The organism is Bhargavaea cecembensis (assembly GCF_000826125.2).
GTDB lineage: Bacteria > Bacillota > Bacilli > Bacillales_A > Planococcaceae > Bhargavaea > Bhargavaea cecembensis_B.
In genome coordinates this window covers 275331-293291 of sequence record NZ_LN651372.1, presented here as the reverse complement: position 1 = coordinate 293291, position 17961 = coordinate 275331, and the positions used below count along the sequence as shown (strand labels likewise).

32 protein-coding genes are annotated in these 17961 nt (G+C 55.2%); all 32 read left to right on the top strand.

The genetic code is table 11. The features are described 5' to 3' along the window. Positions 1-12: 12 nt before the first annotated feature. Positions 13-597 carry a 3-isopropylmalate dehydratase small subunit gene (gene leuD / locus BN1189_RS04330; RefSeq protein WP_040225889.1) on the top strand — a complete coding sequence of 195 codons (585 nt, stop codon included), beginning with the start codon at positions 13-15 and terminating at the stop codon, positions 595-597. Positions 598-844: 247 nt separating this feature from the next. Continuing rightward, entirely contained in the window at positions 845-2167 is a 1323-nt protein-coding gene (locus tag BN1189_RS04325; RefSeq protein WP_040225860.1) for a Na+/H+ antiporter family protein, read from the top strand. Between the two features lie 579 nt (positions 2168-2746). Beyond that, the gene (locus tag BN1189_RS04320; protein WP_040225858.1) at positions 2747-3028 is read left to right on the top strand and encodes a hypothetical protein; all 282 of its coding nucleotides are present in this window, start codon (positions 2747-2749) and stop codon (positions 3026-3028) included. Positions 3029-3493: 465 nt separating this feature from the next. Then, positions 3494-3802 (top strand): 30S ribosomal protein S10, encoded by a 309-nt coding sequence (gene rpsJ, locus BN1189_RS04315; RefSeq protein WP_040225886.1) that lies wholly within the window; start codon positions 3494-3496, stop codon positions 3800-3802. 41 nt (positions 3803-3843) lie between these two features. Beyond that, positions 3844-4470, top strand: a complete 627-nt coding sequence (gene rplC / locus BN1189_RS04310) for a 50S ribosomal protein L3 (protein WP_040225855.1) — start codon at positions 3844-3846, stop codon at positions 4468-4470. A gap of 18 nt (positions 4471-4488) precedes the next feature. Continuing rightward, on the top strand, positions 4489-5112 hold the full coding sequence (gene rplD, locus BN1189_RS04305; RefSeq protein ID WP_040225853.1) for a 50S ribosomal protein L4: 624 nt from the start codon (positions 4489-4491) through the stop codon (positions 5110-5112). Continuing rightward, a complete protein-coding gene (gene rplW, locus BN1189_RS04300) occupies positions 5112-5396 on the top strand; it encodes a 50S ribosomal protein L23 (RefSeq protein ID WP_040225850.1) in 285 nt (94 codons plus the stop codon). The genes rplD and rplW overlap by 1 nt, the downstream gene beginning before the upstream one ends. A 39-nt stretch (positions 5397-5435) precedes the next feature. Next, a complete protein-coding gene (gene rplB / locus BN1189_RS04295) occupies positions 5436-6266 on the top strand; it encodes a 50S ribosomal protein L2 (RefSeq protein ID WP_040225848.1) in 831 nt (276 codons plus the stop codon). Positions 6267-6326: 60 nt separating this feature from the next. Further along, positions 6327-6605: a 30S ribosomal protein S19 gene (rpsS, locus tag BN1189_RS04290; protein ID WP_040225846.1), complete on the top strand. Its 279-nt coding sequence runs from the start codon at positions 6327-6329 to the stop codon at positions 6603-6605. Positions 6606-6624: 19 nt separating this feature from the next. Then, positions 6625-6969 carry a 50S ribosomal protein L22 gene (rplV, locus tag BN1189_RS04285; RefSeq protein ID WP_040225845.1) on the top strand — a complete coding sequence of 115 codons (345 nt, stop codon included), beginning with the start codon at positions 6625-6627 and terminating at the stop codon, positions 6967-6969. Positions 6970-6972: 3 nt separating this feature from the next. Continuing rightward, entirely contained in the window at positions 6973-7629 is a 657-nt protein-coding gene (gene rpsC, locus BN1189_RS04280) for a 30S ribosomal protein S3 (RefSeq protein WP_040225842.1), read from the top strand. Between the two features lie 2 nt (positions 7630-7631). Then, positions 7632-8066 (top strand): 50S ribosomal protein L16, encoded by a 435-nt coding sequence (rplP, locus tag BN1189_RS04275; protein ID WP_040225840.1) that lies wholly within the window; start codon positions 7632-7634, stop codon positions 8064-8066. Continuing rightward, positions 8056-8256 (top strand): 50S ribosomal protein L29, encoded by a 201-nt coding sequence (gene rpmC / locus BN1189_RS04270; protein WP_040225839.1) that lies wholly within the window; start codon positions 8056-8058, stop codon positions 8254-8256. The genes rplP and rpmC overlap by 11 nt, the downstream gene beginning before the upstream one ends. Positions 8257-8273: 17 nt before the next feature. After that, positions 8274-8537, top strand: a complete 264-nt coding sequence (gene rpsQ, locus BN1189_RS04265; RefSeq protein ID WP_040225838.1) for a 30S ribosomal protein S17 — start codon at positions 8274-8276, stop codon at positions 8535-8537. A gap of 33 nt (positions 8538-8570) precedes the next feature. Continuing rightward, positions 8571-8939 carry a 50S ribosomal protein L14 gene (rplN, locus tag BN1189_RS04260; protein WP_040225837.1) on the top strand — a complete coding sequence of 123 codons (369 nt, stop codon included), beginning with the start codon at positions 8571-8573 and terminating at the stop codon, positions 8937-8939. Between the two features lie 36 nt (positions 8940-8975). Beyond that, positions 8976-9302: a 50S ribosomal protein L24 gene (gene rplX, locus BN1189_RS04255; protein WP_040225836.1), complete on the top strand. Its 327-nt coding sequence runs from the start codon at positions 8976-8978 to the stop codon at positions 9300-9302. A 27-nt stretch (positions 9303-9329) separates the two neighbouring features. Further along, positions 9330-9869: a 50S ribosomal protein L5 gene (gene rplE, locus BN1189_RS04250; RefSeq protein ID WP_040225834.1), complete on the top strand. Its 540-nt coding sequence runs from the start codon at positions 9330-9332 to the stop codon at positions 9867-9869. 19 nt (positions 9870-9888) lie between these two features. Beyond that, the gene (locus BN1189_RS04245) at positions 9889-10074 is read left to right on the top strand and encodes a type Z 30S ribosomal protein S14 (protein ID WP_008298870.1); all 186 of its coding nucleotides are present in this window, start codon (positions 9889-9891) and stop codon (positions 10072-10074) included. Positions 10075-10104: 30 nt separating this feature from the next. After that, positions 10105-10503: a 30S ribosomal protein S8 gene (gene rpsH / locus BN1189_RS04240; RefSeq protein WP_040225832.1), complete on the top strand. Its 399-nt coding sequence runs from the start codon at positions 10105-10107 to the stop codon at positions 10501-10503. A 30-nt stretch (positions 10504-10533) separates the two neighbouring features. Continuing rightward, a complete protein-coding gene (gene rplF, locus BN1189_RS04235) occupies positions 10534-11073 on the top strand; it encodes a 50S ribosomal protein L6 (protein ID WP_040225830.1) in 540 nt (179 codons plus the stop codon). 31 nt (positions 11074-11104) lie between these two features. Further along, positions 11105-11467, top strand: coding sequence for a 50S ribosomal protein L18 (gene rplR / locus BN1189_RS04230; RefSeq protein WP_040225829.1), 363 nt, complete (start codon positions 11105-11107; stop codon positions 11465-11467). A 21-nt stretch (positions 11468-11488) separates the two neighbouring features. Continuing rightward, positions 11489-11986, top strand: a complete 498-nt coding sequence (gene rpsE, locus BN1189_RS04225; RefSeq protein WP_040225826.1) for a 30S ribosomal protein S5 — start codon at positions 11489-11491, stop codon at positions 11984-11986. A gap of 13 nt (positions 11987-11999) precedes the next feature. Next, a complete protein-coding gene (gene rpmD / locus BN1189_RS04220; RefSeq protein WP_040225824.1) occupies positions 12000-12179 on the top strand; it encodes a 50S ribosomal protein L30 in 180 nt (59 codons plus the stop codon). A gap of 31 nt (positions 12180-12210) precedes the next feature. Continuing rightward, positions 12211-12651 (top strand): 50S ribosomal protein L15, encoded by a 441-nt coding sequence (rplO, locus tag BN1189_RS04215; RefSeq protein WP_040225821.1) that lies wholly within the window; start codon positions 12211-12213, stop codon positions 12649-12651. Further along, positions 12651-13946: a preprotein translocase subunit SecY gene (gene secY, locus BN1189_RS04210; RefSeq protein WP_040225818.1), complete on the top strand. Its 1296-nt coding sequence runs from the start codon at positions 12651-12653 to the stop codon at positions 13944-13946. Before rplO ends, secY begins: the two co-directional genes overlap by 1 nt. Before the next feature lie 54 nt (positions 13947-14000). Then, complete coding sequence (locus BN1189_RS04205) at positions 14001-14648, top strand: adenylate kinase (RefSeq protein ID WP_040225817.1); 648 nt, start codon at positions 14001-14003, stop codon at positions 14646-14648. A 355-nt stretch (positions 14649-15003) separates the two neighbouring features. Then, positions 15004-15222, top strand: coding sequence for a translation initiation factor IF-1 (infA, locus tag BN1189_RS04200; RefSeq protein WP_040225815.1), 219 nt, complete (start codon positions 15004-15006; stop codon positions 15220-15222). 37 nt (positions 15223-15259) lie between these two features. Further along, the gene (rpmJ, locus tag BN1189_RS04195; RefSeq protein ID WP_076758849.1) at positions 15260-15373 is read left to right on the top strand and encodes a 50S ribosomal protein L36; all 114 of its coding nucleotides are present in this window, start codon (positions 15260-15262) and stop codon (positions 15371-15373) included. A gap of 25 nt (positions 15374-15398) precedes the next feature. Next, entirely contained in the window at positions 15399-15764 is a 366-nt protein-coding gene (rpsM, locus tag BN1189_RS04190) for a 30S ribosomal protein S13 (protein ID WP_040225813.1), read from the top strand. A gap of 24 nt (positions 15765-15788) precedes the next feature. Beyond that, on the top strand, positions 15789-16178 hold the full coding sequence (gene rpsK / locus BN1189_RS04185; protein WP_040225810.1) for a 30S ribosomal protein S11: 390 nt from the start codon (positions 15789-15791) through the stop codon (positions 16176-16178). 133 nt (positions 16179-16311) lie between these two features. Further along, complete coding sequence (locus tag BN1189_RS04180) at positions 16312-17253, top strand: DNA-directed RNA polymerase subunit alpha (RefSeq protein WP_040225808.1); 942 nt, start codon at positions 16312-16314, stop codon at positions 17251-17253. Positions 17254-17301: 48 nt separating this feature from the next. After that, complete coding sequence (gene rplQ, locus BN1189_RS04175) at positions 17302-17682, top strand: 50S ribosomal protein L17 (RefSeq protein WP_040225805.1); 381 nt, start codon at positions 17302-17304, stop codon at positions 17680-17682. Positions 17683-17961 lie beyond the last annotated feature (279 nt).

Genomic DNA, 17961 nt, shown 5'->3' with positions numbered 1-17961 from the left:
GGAGACCGCCCGATGAAGCCGATCAACGAAGTGACCAGCATCATGACGCCGCTCAACCGGAGCAACGTCGACACCGACCAGATCATCTCGAAAGAATTCCTGAAGCGCATCGAACGGACCGGCTTCGGAAAATATTTGTTTTATCACTGGCGTTTTGACGCCGACGGCAAGCCGAAAGACGGATTCATCCTGAACGATCCGCGCTTTGAGGGCTCCGAGATCCTCGTCGCCCGGGAAAACTTCGGCTGCGGATCCTCGCGCGAGCACGCCCCGTGGGCCATCCTGGACTACGGATTCCGCGTGGTCATCGCGCCGAGCTACGCCGACATCTTCTACAACAATTGCCTGAAGAACGGCATCCTCCCGATCCGCCTGCCGGAAGAGGAAGTCGTTTCCCTCCTCGCCAAAGGCCTGGAGGAGCCGGCGGAAATCGCGGTCAATCTCGGGGAACAGACCGTGACCGGATCGGACGGCACGGTCCACCGGTTCGACATCGACCCGTACTGGAAGGAAATGCTCCTGAACGGGTGGGACGAAATTGCACTCACCTTCAAATACGAAGACAAGATCCAGGCGTATGAGCAACAGCACGCCTGATCTCCGGGAAAACCCGGCAAGCCCTCCGGAGAGGCGGCTTGCCGGGTTTTTGTTTTGACGGGAGCGGGTCGGGACCGGCCCCCCTTCCCAAAAACCGTCGGCTTGAGGGAAGCATGCGGCAATTCCGGATCAACCCGAAGGAAACAAACGCCGCCGGTTGACAACGGGACTGCGAATCTGATAAATTAATTTCTGTACTTCATTGATTCATCATACTAAAGCGATAAAGCGAAAAGAGAGTGATTCCATGAATGCAGTCATCCTTGCCGTCGCGGTCATGCTCGTGCTCAGTTTGCTCCGGGTGAACGTCGTCCTGGCGCTCGCAGTCGGCGCACTGGCCGGCGGACTGACGGGCGGCCTGTCCATAAATGAAACGATCGACGCGTTCACCGACGGCCTCGGAGGCGGGGCGACCATCGCGCTCAGCTATGCACTCCTCGGGGGCTTTGCCGTCGCCATCTCGAAGACAGGCATCCCGGAGGTGCTCGTCCGGCTCATCCTGAAAGTGGTCGGGGAAGGCGGAGAGAAAGAGCGCAGGGGACTCGCCAAGGCGCTCGTCATCCTCGTCCTTCTGCTCATCGCCATTTCATCCCAGAACCTGATCCCGATCCATATCGCCTTCATTCCGCTTCTCGTTCCGCCGATCCTTCATGTCCTGAACATGCTGAAGATCGACCGGCGCCTCATTGCATGCGTTCTTGCCTTCGGACTGACGGCTCCGTATATCCTGCTGCCGGTCGGGTTCGGCCTTCTCTTCCATGAAGTCCTCTTCAATCAGATGCAGCTCGCCGGCCTGACAATCGACATGGCGGACATCCCGGCCGCGATGGCGATCCCTGTCGGAGGAATGGCGGTCGGCCTGCTCGTCGCAATCTTCATTTCCTACCGCAAGCCGCGCGACTATGCAGACGATGCGGCCGATACGGCGGATGGACCAGAAGCAAAGCCGGTTCCCGCGCGCAACATCCTGTTCACCGTCCTCGCCCTTGCCGCGGCGCTCGCCGCCCAGATCAGCACCGATTCGATGATCATGGGTGCGCTTGCCGGCATCGCGGTCCTTTATGTGACCGGTTCGGTCCGCTGGAAAGAAGCCGACGAGCTGTTGAATGAGGGAATGAAAATGATGGCATTCGTCGGCTTCGTCATGATTGCGGCGAACGGCTTTGCATCCGTCATCCAGGCGACCGGGCACGTCGAATCCCTCGTCAAAGCCGCAAGCGGCCTGCTCGGTGACCACAAAGGCGCCGCCGCGCTCATCATGCTGCTCGTCGGCCTCCTCGTCACGATGGGGATCGGCTCCTCATTCGCCACCATCCCGATCATCGCCGCCATCTTCGTCCCGCTCAGCATCCAATTCGGCTTCAGCACGCTCGCCATCCTCTCGCTGATCGGGACGGCAGGCGCCCTCGGAGACGCCGGGTCCCCGGCATCCGACAGCACGCTCGGCCCGACCGCCGGACTTAATGCCGACGGCCAACACAACCACATCTGGGACACATGCGTCCCGACATTCCTGCACTACAATATCCCGCTCATCCTCTTCGGCTGGATCGCCGCCATGATCCTCTGACCGGACAACGCAAGAAAGCCCCGCAGCCTGCGGGGCTTTATATATGGGAGAAAGGACGTTGCCGGGGGCTGGAGTGGAATTAGGGGAGTGGATTGGCGATCAGGGAGGGGGATTGCAATTAGAGAGGGAGAATTGCAATTAGAGAGTGGGATTTGCAATTAGAGAGGGGAATTTGCAATTAGAGGAGGAGAATTGCAATTAGGAGAGCGGATTTGCAATTAGAGAGGGAGAATTGCAATTAGAGAGTGGGATTTGCAATTAGAGAGGGGAATTTGCAATTAGAGGAGGAGAATTGCAATTAGAAGAGTGGATTTGCAATTAGGGGAGTGGATTTGCAATTAGAAGAGGAGATTTGCAATTAGAGAGGGGAATTTGCAATTAGAGGAGGAGAATTGCAATTAGGAGAGCGGATTTGCAATTAGAGAGGGAGAATTGCAATTAGGAGAGCGGATTTGCAATTAGAGAGGGAGAATTGCAATTAGAAGAGTGGATTTGCAATTAGGGGAGTGGATTTGCAATTAGAGGAGGAAATTTGCAATTAGAGAGGGAGATTTGCAATAAGGAGTGGAGAATTACAATATGGGAGATAGATTTAAAATAAGGAACGACGCATTACAATATGGGAGTCAGATTTACAATAAGGAAGACAGATTTAAAATAAGGAACGGAGAATTACAATATGGGAGTCAGATTTACAATAAGGAAGACAGATTTAAAATAAGGAACGGAGAATTACAATATGGGAGTCGGATTTACAATAAGGAAGACAGATTTGCAATAAGGAGCGGAGAATCACAATATGGGAGTCAGATTTACAATAAGGAAGACAGATTTAAAATAAGGAGCGGAGAATTACAATAAGAAAGACAGACTTACAATAAGGACGGCAGATTTCGCAACAGTGAGCGACAACCTGCCACAAGCCAACCGCCGCCCTCCCGCCAACCTCCGCACGCAAGTCCACCGCTCTCCATGATCAATCCGCACACCCGCTACCCCTACAGACCCCATATCCTCCCCGCAATCAACCTACTCATTCACACCCTGCAGCCCCACTCTTCCACAAACCTAACTTTCAAACAACTCCCGTCTCCCTTGCGCATGGAAGCGGCACCCGTTATACTATGTAAGTCCAGGAAAGTCCACAAAAGAATTTCGCATTGACAGTTGCGGGGTTCTTTATTTTTGTGTATAATGTGGAATGTTGGTCATTTGACTGCGATGAAGCGGGAGGTTGCTGACACGCCCGGCCGCTTTGCCATGGCGGGCGTGCAGGGTATTTCCGTGGAGAACTGTCTTGAAAAAAGGCGAAAGGGAGGGAAAGTAATGGCAAAACAAAAAATTCGTATCCGTTTGAAAGCGTACGACCATCGTATCCTCGATCAATCCGCTGAGAAGATTGTCGAAACGGCAAAACGTTCTGGTGCAAGTGTCTCGGGTCCGATCCCGCTTCCGACAGAGCGCTCGGTCTATACGGTCCTGCGTGCTGTGCACAAGTACAAAGACTCGCGTGAGCAATTCGAGATGCGTACACACAAGCGTCTGATCGATATCGTCAATCCGACGCCGAAAACGGTCGACGCACTGATGAAGCTCGATCTGCCATCCGGCGTAGACATCGAAATCAAACTTTAATCTAAACCAATACAACTTACACAATGCAGGAGGTGTGACGAATGACCAAAGGAATCTTGGGTAGAAAAATCGGCATGACACAAGTGTTCGCTGAAAACGGCGACCTGATCCCGGTAACAGTCATCGAAGCGGCCCCGAACGTCGTCCTTCAAAAGAAGACAGACGAAACGGACGGCTATGCAGCAGTTCAGCTCGGCTTCGACGACAAGCGCGAAAAACTCGCCAACAAACCGGAAAAAGGCCACGCAGCCAAAGCAGAAACTGCGCCTAAGCGCTTCGTTCGCGAATTCCGCGGAGAAGACACGGCCGATTATGAAGTTGGTCAGGAAGTCAAAGTAGAAATTTTCGCAGCAGGCGATTTTGTGGACATCACAGGAACGACGAAAGGGAAAGGCTTCCAGGGTGCGATCAAGCGCCACGGCCACTCCCGCGGACCGATGAGCCACGGATCCCGCTTCCACCGCGCACCGGGTTCGCTCGGACCGGTTGACCCGGCACGCGTCTTCAAAGGGATGAAATCCCCTGGCCGCATGGGCGGAGACACAGTGACGATCCAAAACCTCGAAATCGTAAAAGTCGACGCAGAGCGCAACCTGCTCCTCGTCAAAGGCAACGTACCAGGCGCACGCAAATCGCTCGTCAAAGTACGCGCAGCCCTCAAAAAGTAAGGAAAGGAGGACAACACAATGCCAAAAGTATCCGTACTGAACCAATCAGGCGCTTCGGTCGGCGAACTCGACCTGAACGAATCCGTATTCGGAATCGAGCCGAATGAAGCAGTCCTGTTCGAAGCAATCATCTCCCAGCGCGCTTCCCTGCGCCAGGGTAACCATAAAGTCAAGCACCGCGGCGAAGTAGCCGGCGGCGGACGCAAGCCATGGCGCCAAAAAGGCACAGGCCGTGCACGCCAAGGTTCCATCCGCTCGCCACAATGGCGCGGAGGCGGTACCGTATTCGGTCCGACACCACGCAGCTACAGCTACAAAATGCCTAAAAAAGTCCGTCGTCTTGCACTTCGCTCCGCACTTTCCACGAAAGTCCGCGAAGAGAGCCTCATCGTACTGGAAGGCCTTGCATTCGACGCGCCGAAGACAAAAGACTTCATGAAAGTGATGGGCGACCTGTCCGTCGGCAAAAAAGCATTGTTCGTCACAGCCGAGCCTGACGAAAACGTGGCACTGTCCGCACGCAACATCCCGGGCGTCACAGTCGTCTCCGCAAACGGCATCAATGTCCTCGACCTCGTCGGCCATGACAAGCTCGTCATGACGAAGTCCGCGGTCGAAAAAGTAGAGGAGGTGCTTGGTTAATGGATGCACGTGATGTATTGAAGCGTCCGGTCATTACCGAGCGTTCCGCTGAAGCAATGGAAAGCAAGAAATACACGTTCGATGTAGACGTCCGCGCCAACAAGACGCAAGTCAAACAGGCCGTGGAAGAAGTTTTCGGCGTCAAAGTCGAGAAAGTCAACATCATGAACGTCAAAGGCAAGTTCAAGCGTATGGGCCGTTACGGCGGATACACGAACAAACGCCGCAAAGCCATCGTCAAACTGACGGCGGATTCCAAAGAAATCGAACTGTTCGAAGCTTAATAGACGCAACACACCCAAAATACAAGAGGAGGGAAAACAATGGCGATCAAAAAGTACAAACCGACGACGAACGGCCGGCGTAACATGACGGCTTCCGACTTTGCCGAGATCACAACGGACAAGCCGGAAAAATCGCTCCTCGCGCCTAAACACCGCAAGGGCGGCCGGAACAACCAGGGCCGTACGACAGTCCGCCACCAGGGCGGCGGCCACAAGCGCCAGTACCGCGTCATCGACTTCCAACGCCGGAAAGACGGCATTCCAGGACGCGTTGCTACGATCGAATACGATCCGAACCGTTCTGCCAACATCGCATTGATCAACTACGTGGACGGGGAAAAGCGTTACATCCTCGCGCCAAAAGGCCTCAAGGTCGGCATGGAAATCATGTCCGGTCCTGAATCCGACATCAAAGTGGGGAACGCTCTTCCACTCGAAAACATCCCGATGGGTTCGACGATCCACAACATCGAGCTCAAGCCAGGAAAAGGCGGCCAGCTCGTCCGTTCCGCAGGCACATCGGCACAGGTTCTCGGTAAGGAAGGCAAGTACGTCATCGTCCGTCTCCAGTCCGGCGAAGTCCGCATGATCCTCGGCACATGCCGCGCGACAATCGGCCAGGTCGGCAACGAGCAGCACGAACTGATCCACATCGGTAAAGCAGGACGTTCGCGCTGGATGGGCAAACGCCCGACAGTCCGCGGTTCCGTCATGAACCCGAACGATCACCCGCACGGCGGTGGTGAAGGCCGTACGCCAATCGGCCGCAAAGCGCCGGTTACGCCTTGGGGCAAGCCTGCACTCGGCCTCAAGACACGCAAGAAAAAAGCAAAATCGAACGATCTTATCATTCGTCGCCGCAAAAAATAATGTGGTTTCTCTACGGTTCACGGGGTGGGCCGTGGGGCGATCACGGAGGGAGGCAACAACATGGGTCGCAGCTTGAAAAAAGGGCCTTTTGTGGATGATCACCTGATGAAGAAGGTCGAAACACAAAACGCCAACGACAAGAAGCAAGTCATCAAAACATGGTCCCGCCGTTCGACGATCTTCCCGAACTTCGTCGGCAACACAATTGCAGTCTATGATGGACGCAAACATGTGCCGGTTTACGTAACGGAAGACATGGTCGGCCACAAACTCGGTGAATTCGCACCGACACGCGCTTACCGCGGACACGGAGCCGACGATAAGAAAACGAAACGCTAATTGAGAGGAGGTACTCCTGATGCAACAAGCAAAATCCATCGCTCGCACAGTCCGTATTGCTCCTCGCAAAGTACGCCTTGTCGTCGATCTGATCCGGGGCAAGCAAGTGGGCGAAGCGGTCGCTATCCTGCGACTGACTCCAAAAGCCGCATCGCCGGTTGTTGAGAAAGTACTCAAATCCGCAGTGGCAAACGCCGAGCACAACTACGACATGGACATCAACAACCTCGTCGTCAGCGAAGTGTTCGTGGACGAAGGCCCGACGCTCAAGCGTTTCCGCCCTCGTGCACAAGGCCGCGCGAGCAAGATCAACAAACGCACCAGCCACATCACAGTCGTGGTATCCGAGAAGAAGGAGGGATAATTCGTGGGTCAAAAAGTACATCCAAACGGTTTGCGTATCGGGGTCATCCGTGACTGGGAGTCCAAGTGGTACGCAGAGAAGGACTACGCAACACTGCTGCATGAAGACTTGAAGATCCGTGAGTTCATCGACGAAAGACTGAAAGACGCATCCCTTTCCCAAGTGGAAATCGAGCGTGCAGCCAACCGCGTGAACATCACGATCCACACAGCGAAGCCCGGCATGGTGATCGGGAAGGGCGGCTCCGAAGTCGAAGCGCTCCGCAAACAGCTCAACGCACTCACAGGCAAACGTGTGCACATCAACATCGTTGAAGTGAAGCGTGCAGATCTTGATGCGAAACTCGTCGCAGAAAACATCGCCCGCCAGCTTGAACAGCGTGCTTCGTTCCGCCGTGCCCAGAAACAAGCGATCCAGCGTACAATGCGCGCAGGCGCGAAAGGGATCCGTACTCAAGTATCCGGCCGTCTCGGCGGTGCCGACATCGCCCGTGCCGAACATTACAGCGAAGGGACAGTCCCGCTCCATACTCTCCGTGCCGACATCGGCTACGCTCACGCAGAAGCCGACACAACATACGGCAAGCTCGGCGTAAAAGTATGGATCTACCGCGGCGAAGTCCTTCCTGAGAAGAAGAAAACCGAGGAAGGAGGCAACTGATCATGTTGATGCCTAAACGTGTGAAACATCGTCGTGTACACCGCGGCAAAATGCGCGGTGAAACTAAAGGCGGCGGCGAAGTGAGCTTCGGCGAATACGGCCTCCAAGCTGTAGAAGCCGGCTGGATCACAAACCGCCAGATCGAATCCGCACGTATCGCCATGACGCGCTACATGAAGCGTGGCGGTAAAGTATGGATCAAGATCTTCCCTCACAAGCCATATACGAAAAAACCTCTTGAAGTCCGGATGGGTTCCGGTAAAGGTGCCGTCGAAGGATGGGTGGCCGTCGTCAAGCCGGGCCGTATCCTCTTCGAAATCGCAGGCGTTCCTGAAGAAACTGCCCGCGAAGCGCTGCGCCTTGCCTCCCACAAACTGCCGGTGAAGAGCAAGTTCGTAAAACGCGAAGAAATTGGTGGTGAATCGAATGAAGGCTAATGAGATCCGTGAATTGACCACTGCTGAAATCGAACAAAAAGTGAAATCGCTGAAAGAAGAGCTCTTCAACCTCCGTTTCCAGCTTGCGACCGGCCAACTCGAGAACACAGCTCGCATTCGTGAGGTGCGCAAGTCGATCGCGCGCATGAAGACCGTCATTCGTCAACGTGAAATCAGCGCCAACAACTGATAAAGGAGGCTGCAAGCATGGAAGAGCGTAACCACCGCAAAGTTTATACGGGCCGCGTCGTTTCCGACAAGATGGACAAAACCGTCACTGTTGTCGTTGAAACCTACAAAAAGCACCCGAAACTCGGCAAGCGTGTCAAATACTCCAAGAAATACAAAGCCCATGATGAAAACAATGTAGCCAAGATCGGCGACGTCGTCCGCATCATGGAAACTCGCCCGCTGTCCGCTACAAAGCGTTTCCGCCTGCTCGAGGTTGTCGAAAAAGCGGTCATCATCTGATTGAGAACTTAACCCTGAGAGGAGGTACCCTCAATGATCCAACAAGAGAGTCGTATGAAAGTCGCGGACAACTCCGGCGCGCGTGAAGTCCTCACGATCAAAGTGCTCGGTGGTTCCGGCCGCAAGACTGCGAACATCGGCGACATCGTCGTCTGCACCGTGAAGAAAGCAACACCAGGGGGCGTTGTCAAGAAAGGCGACGTAGTCAAGGCTGTTGTCGTCCGCACGAAGAGCGGCGTCCGCCGGAAAGACGGTTCCTATATCAAGTTCGACGAAAACGCATGTGTCATCGTACGCGACGACAAGAGCCCGCGCGGTACGCGGATCTTCGGACCAGTCGCACGTGAACTGCGTGACGAGAACTTCATGAAAATCATTTCACTGGCTCCGGAAGTACTGTAATCCATAGGGTAGTGCCAACCAAGGAGGTGCAAGAGAATGCACGTTAAAAAAGGTGATAAAGTCCAGGTGATCACAGGAAAAGACAAAGGGAAAACCGGCGTCATCCTTGCTGCATTCCCTAAGAAAGACCGTGTGATCGTAGAAGGCGTTAACGTCATCAAAAAACACACGAAGCCGAACCAGGAGAACCCGCAGGGCGGCATCCTGAGCAAAGAGGCGCCGATCCACGTATCGAACGTCATGCTTCTCGATCCGAAATCGGGCGAACCGACCCGTGTCGGCTATAAAGTGGACGCAGACGGCAAGAAAGTCCGCGTCGCCAAGAAATCCGGCGAAGTCATCGCCGATCCATTCAAGAAATAAGCCACATAGAGGAAGGAGGGACTCCTGATGAACCGCCTGAAAGAGAAATTTCAAAACGATATCACGCCTGCTCTCGTGAGCAAGTTTGAATATAAATCGGTCATGCAAACACCGAAAATCGAAAAGATCGTCATCAACATGGGTGTCGGCGACGCTGTCCAGAACAGCAAAGCCCTCGACGCAGCCGTAGAGGACCTCGAAATCATCGCCGGCCAAAAGCCGATCGTCACGAAAGCGAAGAAATCCATCGCCGGCTTCCGCCTGCGCGAAGGAATGCCGATCGGGACGAAGGTCACGCTCCGCGGTGAGCGCATGTATGATTTCCTCGACAAGCTGATCTCGGTCGCACTCCCGCGTGTACGCGACTTCCGTGGCGTCTCCACGAAAGCATTCGACGGCCGCGGCAACTACACGCTCGGCGTGAAAGAACAGCTCATCTTCCCGGAAATCGACTACGATAAAGTTTCTAAAGTACGTGGCATGGACATCGTCATCGTCACGACTGCAAACACGGACGAAGAAGCCCGTGAACTGTTGACGCAGTTCGGCATGCCGTTCCAAAAGTAAACGAAAGGGAGGCGAAATTGTGGCTAAGAAGTCCATGATCGCAAAGCAAAAGCGCACACCTAAATACAAAGTGCAAGAGTACACCCGTTGCGAACGCTGCGGCCGCCCGCACTCTGTATACCGTAAATTCAAGCTTTGCCGTATCTGTTTCCGTGAACTTGCATACAAAGGGCAACTGCCTGGCGTGAAAAAAGCCAGCTGGTAATCCCCCATTCTGGGAAGGAGGTTAAACACAATGACTATGAGTGATCCGATCGCAGATATGCTCACACGTATCCGCAACGCCAACATGGTTCGCCATGAAAAACTGGAAGTTCCTGCTTCCAACATGAAAAAAGAGATCGCCGAAATCCTGAAGCGTGAAGGATTCGTCCGTGACGTGGAATACATCGAAGATGACAAGCAGGGGGTCATCCGGATCTTCCTCAAGTACGGCCAGGACAACGAACGCGTCATCACAGGCCTCAAGCGGATCTCGAAGCCGGGTCTCCGCGTCTACGCGAAGACAAGCGAAGTTCCTAGAGTCCTCAACGGTCTCGGCATCGCACTCGTTTCCACGTCCCAGGGTCTCCTGACAGACAAAGAAGCGCGCGCGAAACAAGTCGGCGGCGAAGTCGTCGCATACGTCTGGTAATCAGTTACAAACGAATGGAGGTGCAACACTATGTCCCGTATTGGCAATAAGCTGATCGAAGTGCCTGAAAGCGTGACAGTCACGGTTGCCGATGACAACACCGTCACGGTAAAAGGCCCGAAAGGCGAACTGACTCGTACATTCAGCGAAGACATCACGATCAACCAGGAAGGCAACGTCATCACTCTGACGCGTCCGACCGACAACAAGGAACACCGTTCGATCCACGGCACGACCCGTTCACTCCTGAACAACATGGTCGAAGGCGTATCGAAAGGCTTCGAGAAATCCCTCGAACTCGTCGGCGTCGGTTACCGTGCGCAGATGCAGGGCGGCAAGCTCGTGCTGAACGTCGGCTACTCCCACCCGGTTGAATTCGTTCCGGAAGACGGCCTTGAAGTCGAAGTTCCTTCCAACACGAAAATCATCGTCCGCGGATACAACAAGGAGCGCGTAGGCGCACTTGCATCCAACATCCGTGCGGTACGCCCGCCGGAGCCTTACAAAGGCAAAGGGATCCGCTATGAAGGCGAACACGTACGCCGCAAAGAAGGTAAGACAGGGAAATAATGCCGCATAGGCATCGAAAGGAGTGACCACGATGATTACGAAAAAGGACAAGAACGAGGTCCGCAAAAAGCGCCACGCACGCGTGCGTTCGAAGATCAGTGGCACTGCCGAGCGTCCGCGCCTGAACGTCTTCCGCTCGAACAAGCATATCTATGCTCAGCTGATCGACGATGCCAACGGCGTGACACTTGCAAGTGCATCCACTATGGACAAAGGCCTCGAAACGGCTTCCGCATCCAATGCAGAAGCTGCGGCGAAAGTCGGCGAAGCCCTCGCGAAGAACGCTTCCGAAAAGAACATCAAATCTGTCGTCTTTGACCGCGGAGGGTATCTCTACCACGGCCGCGTAAAAGCTCTGGCAGATGCAGCCCGTGAAAACGGCCTGGAATTTTAATGAAGAAGGAGGGACTCTTTAATGCGTCGCAATGAAGTGAAAAGTGAGTTCGAAGAACGCGTAGTAACGATCAACCGCGTAGCGAAAGTCGTCAAGGGCGGCCGCCGCTTCCGTTTCACGGCACTCGTCGTCGTCGGCGACAAGAACGGCCGCGTCGGTTTCGGCACAGGCAAGGCACAGGAAGTTCCGGATGCAATCCGCAAAGCTGTTGAAGATGCGAAGAAAAACCTCATCAACGTACCGATGGTCCACGGCACAACACCGCACGAAGTAATCGGACGTTTCGGTGCAGGTTCCGTCTTCATCAAACCGGCAGCACCTGGTACCGGTGTTATCGCAGGCGGACCTGTCCGTGCGGTACTCGAACTCGCGGGAATCACGGATATCCTTTCGAAATCCCTCGGCTCCAACACGCCGATCAACATGGTCCGCGCCACAATCCAGGGCCTGACAGAACTGAAGCGTGCCGAGGATGTCGCAAAACTCCGTGGCAAATCCGTAGAAGAACTGCTGGGTTGAGGGGGGAAAACTAATGGCTAAACTCGCAATCACCCTGAATAAAAGCGTGATCGGTTCGAAACCGGCTCAACGCAAAACAGTCGAGGCGCTCGGCCTCCGCAAGACGAACCAGACAGTCGAGCACGAAGACAACGCGGCCATCCGCGGCATGATCAACACGGTCAGCCACCTGGTCAAAGTAGAAGAAATCTAATTCCAATCCATAATAAGGAGGTGCCAGTCAAATGAAACTGCATGAACTGAAACCTGCAACGGGATCCCGCAAAGAACGCAACCGGGTCGGCCGCGGGCCGGGCTCCGGCAACGGCAAGACATCCGGCCGCGGTGCAAACGGCCAGAACTCCCGGTCCGGCGGCGGTGTGCGTCCTGGCTTTGAGGGTGGGCAACTCCCTCTGTTCCAGCGTCTGCCGAAGCGTGGCTTCACGAACATCAACCGCAAGGAATATGCCATCGTGAACCTTGACACGCTGAACCGCTTCGAAGAAGGCACGGAGATCACTCCTGAACTCCTTCTCGAAACCGGCATGGTCAGCAAAGAAAAATCGGGCATCAAGATCCTCGGCAACGGCCGGATCGAGAAGAAGGTCACTGTGCGGGCACACAAATTCTCTGCTTCCGCCAAAGAGGCGATCGAGAACGCAGGCGGCTCCGCAGAGGTGATCTGATGTTCCAGACCCTCTCAAACTTTATGCGCGTCCGGGAAATCCGGAGTAAAATCTTCTTCACCCTTGCGCTCCTCGTCGTCTTCCGGCTCGGGACATTCATCCCGGTGCCGAACGTCGATGCATCAGCGCTCCAGGCGGCCGACGACTTCAGTCTCATCGGCTTCCTGAACACGTTCGGGGGCGGTGCGCTCGCGAACTTCTCCATTCTGGCGATGGGGATCATGCCGTATATCACGGCATCGATCATCGTCCAGCTTCTCCAGATGGATGTCGTCCCGAAATTCGCCGAATGGGCGAAGCAGGGCGAAGTCGGGCGCAGGAAACTCGCCCAGTTCACGCGTTACTTCACGGTCGTCCTGGCGTTCATCCAGTCGATCGCGATGTCTTACGGCTTCAACCGGATGTATGGCGGCACGCTCATCAAAGATGACGGCTTCACGACTTATCTCGTGATTGCAGTCGTCCTGACGGCGGGCACGTCATTCCTCCTGTGGCTCGGTGAGCAGATCACCGAGAGAGGGGTCGGCAACGGCATCTCGATCATCATCTTCGCCGGGATCGTGGCTGCGATTCCAAACGCGGCGAACCAGATCTACGCCCAGCAAGTGCAGGACGCAGGCGACCGCCTGTTCCTGAACATCCTGGTTCTCGTACTGCTCGTTCTTGCGATTGTCGCCATCACGGTGGGCGTTGTGTACGTCCAGCAGGCGCTCCGGAAGATTCCGATCCAGTATGCGAAGCGTGTATCGGGCCGCGGCCGCCAGCAGGCCGGCCAGCAGACCCACCTGCCATTGAAAGTAAACGCTGCGGGGGTTATCCCGGTAATCTTCGCCGTGGCGTTCATCATAACCCCGCAATCGCTCGCGTCGTTCTTTGGTCAAAACAAATGGACGGCGGCCATCATCGAGATCTTCGACTATACGAAGCCGCTCGGGATGGTCATTTATGTAGCGCTCATCATCGCCTTCACGTACTTCTACGCATTCGTCCAGGTCAATCCTGAGAATGTCGCGGATAACCTGAAGAAGCAGGGGGCTTACATTCCGGGCATCCGTCCGGGGAATGACACACAAAGCTACCTGACCCGTGTTCTGTACCGCCTGACATTCGTCGGAGCCATCTTCCTTGCGGTCATTTCGGTCCTGCCGATCTTCTTCATCAACCTGGCAGGCCTGCCGCAGTCCGTCCAGATCGGGGGCACCAGCCTTCTGATCGTCGTCGGGGTCGCACTGGAAACGATGAAGCAGCTGGAATCCCAGCTCGTCAAGCGCCATTACAAAGGGTTCATGAAGTGAAAGTGAATCCGGCCGCCAACGCGGCCGGGACAACACTGTAGGAGGGCAAGACGTATGAATATCGTATTGATGGGCCTGCCGGGTGCCGGCAAGGGCACTCAGGCGGACAGAATTGTCGAGAAGTACGAAATCCCTCATATCTCTACAGGCGATATGTTCCGTTCCGCCATCAAGGAAGGAACGGAGCTCGGTCTCCAGGCCAAGAAGTTCATGGATGAAGGGGCGCTCGTCCCTGACGAAGTGACCATCGGCATCGTCCGCGAACGGCTGTCGAAAGAGGACTGCGCAACAGGCGTCCTCCTCGACGGCTTCCCGCGCACCGTCGCACAGGCGGAAGCGCTGGACGCGATCATGTCCGAGCTTGGCCGGAAGATCGATCATGTCATCAACATCCGGGTGGAGCATGACGAACTCGTCAAACGGCTGACCGGCCGCCGCATCTGCAAAGTATGCGGAACTTCCTACCACCTTGTCTTCAACCCTCCGAAACAGGAAGGGGTCTGCGACAAGGACGGCGGGGAGCTCTACCAGCGCGCCGACGACAACCCGGAGACCGTCAACAACCGCCTGGAAGTGAATATGAAGCAGAGCGAACCGCTGCTCGCCTATTACGGCGAAAAAGGCGTTCTGACCAATATCGACGGGCAGCAGGACATCGATGACGTGTTCCGCGACATCGACCGGCTGCTCACACGCAGCTGAGCCCTTGCCGGGGCGGCATGACGATCCTGCAATGCGGCATGTGAAGTCCGGACGGACCGGGAAGCGGCAGAACTGCCGGCACACCGGGACACGGGCCATGCAATGCCCGCCGGAACAAGGTATAATGGGTACCGTGGAACCGTCCGCCAGAGGGCGGGGAACCCGCAGTGCCGGGCTTTCAGGCTGCGCTCATCCCGCTCGGGGTGTTTGCCGGAAAGCGCCGGGCGGGTTCCGTGAAGCGGGATCCGCTGGTAGTCTTTCGGACATCTCTCATGCAGACCGGTCATATGTTGAAAGGCAAGGCATAGCGGGATGAAGAGAGACCTTAAATTTTGACCTGAAGGGATGATGATGGATGGCGAAAGATGATGTAATCGAAGTGGAAGGCAAGGTCGTGGAGACACTGCCGAACGCGACGTTCAACGTAGAACTCGAAAACGGCCATACGATCCTGGCACACGTTTCCGGGAAAATCCGGATGCACTATATCCGCATTCTGCCCGGCGACCGGGTGACTGTCGAACTTTCCCCGTACGATTTGACCCGTGGCCGTATCACATACCGTTATAAATGATCTGAAGCACTCCGGACGATAAGGAGGTTGTAATCCGATGAAAGTAAGACCATCTGTAAAGCCGATCTGCGAAAAGTGCAAAGTCATCCGCCGTCGCGGTCGGGTCATGGTAATCTGTGAAAACCCCAAGCACAAACAACGTCAAGGATAATCCCCAAGGAGGTGCACGATAGAATATGGCACGTATTGCTGGTGTAGACGTACCGCGCGACAAGCGCGTAGTCATCGCTCTGACTTATATTTTCGGTATCGGGAAAACAACTTCCCAGAAGGTCCTCGCCGATGCAGGCGTATCCGAAGACACTCGCGTCCGCGACCTGACAGACGCCGAGCTCGACACGATCCGTGAAAAGATCGACGCACTCAAAGTCGAAGGTGACCTTCGCCGCGAAACTTCCCTCAACATCAAACGCCTGATGGAGATCGGCAGCTACCGCGGAATCCGCCACCGCCGAGGCCTTCCTGTACGCGGGCAACATACGAAGAACAACGCACGTACACGTAAAGGTCCTCGTAAGACCGTCGCGAACAAGAAGAAATAATAAGCAAAGGAGGTTGCTGAACAAATGGCACGTAAACAACAAACGCGCAAACGCCGCGTGAAAAAGAATATTGAATCCGGGATCGCGCACATCCGCTCCACTTTCAACAACACGATCGTGACGATCACGGATACACAAGGTAACGCAGTTTCCTGGTCGAGCGCCGGTGCTCTCGGATTCAAGGGTTCCCGTAAATCCACTCCGTTCGCAGCACAGATGGCTGCCGAAACCGCAGCCCGCACTTCCATGGAACATGGCATGAAAACACTCGAAGTCACTGTCAAAGGGCCGGGGGCAGGCCGCGAAGCCGCCATCCGCGCACTCCAGGCCGTAGGTCTTGAAGTAACTGCAATCCGTGACGTGACTCCTGTGCCGCACAACGGCTGCCGTCCTCCAAAACGCCGCCGCGTATAATGGCTGTCCGTCCATTTGATTGAGAAACGAGATTTACGGATAAACTGGTTTGTGAAACTGCAATCGTTGTCTTGTAAGTTCGATTTCCAATAGGTACCGCCATGCATGGACGTTTTGAGGGAGGGTGAATTGAATGATCGAAATAGAAAAACCGAGGATTGAACCGATCAAGACGGAAGAAAAGAGCTACGGGAAGTTCGTCATTGAACCGCTCGAGCGCGGATACGGCACCACGCTGGGGAATTCCCTGCGCCGCATCCTCCTGTCTTCGCTGCCGGGTGCAGCAGTCACATCGATCCAGATTGACGGGGTCCTCCATGAGTTCTCGACAGTCGAAGGCGTCGTCGAAGACGTGGCGACGATCATCCTGAACCTCAAGAAGCTCGCCCTGAAAATCTACTCGGATGACGAGAAAGTCATCGAGATCGACGTGAGAGGCGACCAGGCGGTCACAGCCGCCGACATCACCCACGACAGCGACGTAGAAATCCTTAATCCGGATCTCCATATCGCGACCGTCGGCAAGAACGGCCATCTCCGCATGCGCATGTATGCACAGCGCGGGCGCGGCTATGTCCCGGCCGACCGGAACAAACGCGAAGATCTGCCAATCGGCGTGATTCCGATCGACTCCATTTATACCCCAGTCTCACGCGTCAATTTCCAGGTGGAAAACACACGGGTCGGACAATCGTCCGATTACGATAAATTGACCCTCGATGTCTGGACCGATGGCAGCATCGGACCGCAAGAGGCGATTTCGCTCGGGGCCAGGATCCTGACCGAGCATCTGAACATCTTCGTCGGGCTGACGGATGAAGCACAATCCGTCGAAATCATGGTGGAGAAGGAAGAAGACCAGAAAGAGAAAGTCCTCGAGATGACGATTGAGGAACTTGACCTCTCTGTCCGCTCCTACAACTGCCTGAAGCGTGCCGGCATCAATACGGTGCTCGAACTCGCGAACAAGTCCGAAGAAGAGATGATGAAAGTGCGCAACCTCGGCCGCAAGTCACTTGAAGAAGTGAAACTGAAGCTTGAGGACCTCGGGCTTGGCCTGCGTACGGAAGATTGACCGCCACGGCTGCGGCCGATCGATATCTACAAGAAGGAGGGAAACTCGATGAGCTACAGAAAACTCGGACGTACAAGCTCCCAGCGCAAAGCGATGCTGCGTGACCTTGCGACTGACCTCATCATCAACGAACGTCTGCAGACGACTGAAACGCGCGCGAAAGAGCTCCGTTCCGTCGTCGAGAAAATGATTACTTTGGGGAAACGCGGTGACCTCCACGCACGCCGCCAGGCTGCAGAATTCATCCGCCGCGAAGTCGTCTCGAAAACAGACGAAGAAGGCAATGAAACAACGGTCTACGCGATCCAGAAACTGTTCGACGATGTGGCACCACGCTACGCTGACCGCCAGGGCGGCTACACACGCATCATGAAAGTCGGCCCGCGCCGCGGCGACGGAGCACCGGTCGTCATCATCGAACTCGTCTGATCAACTGATTGCATGGAAAAGGGCGTGCCGTTTATTGAGCATGGACAGCACCCCTTTTTCCGCTATCTGATTTGATTTATACGTCAATGAAAAAGCAGAGTGTTATGATGGGCGGAGCCATTGCGGCCGTCGCGTCTAGCTCTACGCACCCCATCACGGTGCCGGCGGTGTGAGCAACCGCCGGATATGCCCATACGACAAAAGCGCAGTCACCGTTTGGGGTGCGCGCTTTTTTTTTACATAAGAATGGCCCGATGCGGCCGGGGAGAGTGCGGAAAC

Bases quoted from the DNA above. Each gene is read 5' to 3' on its own strand.
- leuD (WP_040225889.1), top strand. From the start codon at position 13: ATGAAGCCGATCAACGAAGTGACCAGCATCATGACGCCGCTCAACCGG.
- BN1189_RS04325 (WP_040225860.1), top strand. From the start codon at position 845: ATGAATGCAGTCATCCTTGCCGTCGCGGTCATGCTCGTGCTCAGTTTG.
- BN1189_RS04320 (WP_040225858.1), top strand. From the start codon at position 2,747: ATGGGAGATAGATTTAAAATAAGGAACGACGCATTACAATATGGGAGT.
- rpsJ (WP_040225886.1), top strand. From the start codon at position 3,494: ATGGCAAAACAAAAAATTCGTATCCGTTTGAAAGCGTACGACCATCGT.
- rplC (WP_040225855.1), top strand. From the start codon at position 3,844: ATGACCAAAGGAATCTTGGGTAGAAAAATCGGCATGACACAAGTGTTC.
- rplD (WP_040225853.1), top strand. From the start codon at position 4,489: ATGCCAAAAGTATCCGTACTGAACCAATCAGGCGCTTCGGTCGGCGAA.
- rplW (WP_040225850.1), top strand. From the start codon at position 5,112: ATGGATGCACGTGATGTATTGAAGCGTCCGGTCATTACCGAGCGTTCC.
- rplB (WP_040225848.1), top strand. From the start codon at position 5,436: ATGGCGATCAAAAAGTACAAACCGACGACGAACGGCCGGCGTAACATG.
- rpsS (WP_040225846.1), top strand. From the start codon at position 6,327: ATGGGTCGCAGCTTGAAAAAAGGGCCTTTTGTGGATGATCACCTGATG.
- rplV (WP_040225845.1), top strand. From the start codon at position 6,625: ATGCAACAAGCAAAATCCATCGCTCGCACAGTCCGTATTGCTCCTCGC.
- rplP (WP_040225840.1), top strand. From the start codon at position 7,632: ATGTTGATGCCTAAACGTGTGAAACATCGTCGTGTACACCGCGGCAAA.
- rpmC (WP_040225839.1), top strand. From the start codon at position 8,056: ATGAAGGCTAATGAGATCCGTGAATTGACCACTGCTGAAATCGAACAA.
- rpsQ (WP_040225838.1), top strand. From the start codon at position 8,274: ATGGAAGAGCGTAACCACCGCAAAGTTTATACGGGCCGCGTCGTTTCC.
- rplN (WP_040225837.1), top strand. From the start codon at position 8,571: ATGATCCAACAAGAGAGTCGTATGAAAGTCGCGGACAACTCCGGCGCG.
- rplX (WP_040225836.1), top strand. From the start codon at position 8,976: ATGCACGTTAAAAAAGGTGATAAAGTCCAGGTGATCACAGGAAAAGAC.
- rplE (WP_040225834.1), top strand. From the start codon at position 9,330: ATGAACCGCCTGAAAGAGAAATTTCAAAACGATATCACGCCTGCTCTC.
- rpsH (WP_040225832.1), top strand. From the start codon at position 10,105: ATGACTATGAGTGATCCGATCGCAGATATGCTCACACGTATCCGCAAC.
- rplF (WP_040225830.1), top strand. From the start codon at position 10,534: ATGTCCCGTATTGGCAATAAGCTGATCGAAGTGCCTGAAAGCGTGACA.
- rplR (WP_040225829.1), top strand. From the start codon at position 11,105: ATGATTACGAAAAAGGACAAGAACGAGGTCCGCAAAAAGCGCCACGCA.
- rpsE (WP_040225826.1), top strand. From the start codon at position 11,489: ATGCGTCGCAATGAAGTGAAAAGTGAGTTCGAAGAACGCGTAGTAACG.
- rpmD (WP_040225824.1), top strand. From the start codon at position 12,000: ATGGCTAAACTCGCAATCACCCTGAATAAAAGCGTGATCGGTTCGAAA.
- rplO (WP_040225821.1), top strand. From the start codon at position 12,211: ATGAAACTGCATGAACTGAAACCTGCAACGGGATCCCGCAAAGAACGC.
- secY (WP_040225818.1), top strand. From the start codon at position 12,651: ATGTTCCAGACCCTCTCAAACTTTATGCGCGTCCGGGAAATCCGGAGT.
- BN1189_RS04205 (WP_040225817.1), top strand. From the start codon at position 14,001: ATGAATATCGTATTGATGGGCCTGCCGGGTGCCGGCAAGGGCACTCAG.
- infA (WP_040225815.1), top strand. From the start codon at position 15,004: ATGGCGAAAGATGATGTAATCGAAGTGGAAGGCAAGGTCGTGGAGACA.
- rpmJ (WP_076758849.1), top strand. From the start codon at position 15,260: ATGAAAGTAAGACCATCTGTAAAGCCGATCTGCGAAAAGTGCAAAGTC.
- rpsM (WP_040225813.1), top strand. From the start codon at position 15,399: ATGGCACGTATTGCTGGTGTAGACGTACCGCGCGACAAGCGCGTAGTC.
- rpsK (WP_040225810.1), top strand. From the start codon at position 15,789: ATGGCACGTAAACAACAAACGCGCAAACGCCGCGTGAAAAAGAATATT.
- BN1189_RS04180 (WP_040225808.1), top strand. From the start codon at position 16,312: ATGATCGAAATAGAAAAACCGAGGATTGAACCGATCAAGACGGAAGAA.
- rplQ (WP_040225805.1), top strand. From the start codon at position 17,302: ATGAGCTACAGAAAACTCGGACGTACAAGCTCCCAGCGCAAAGCGATG.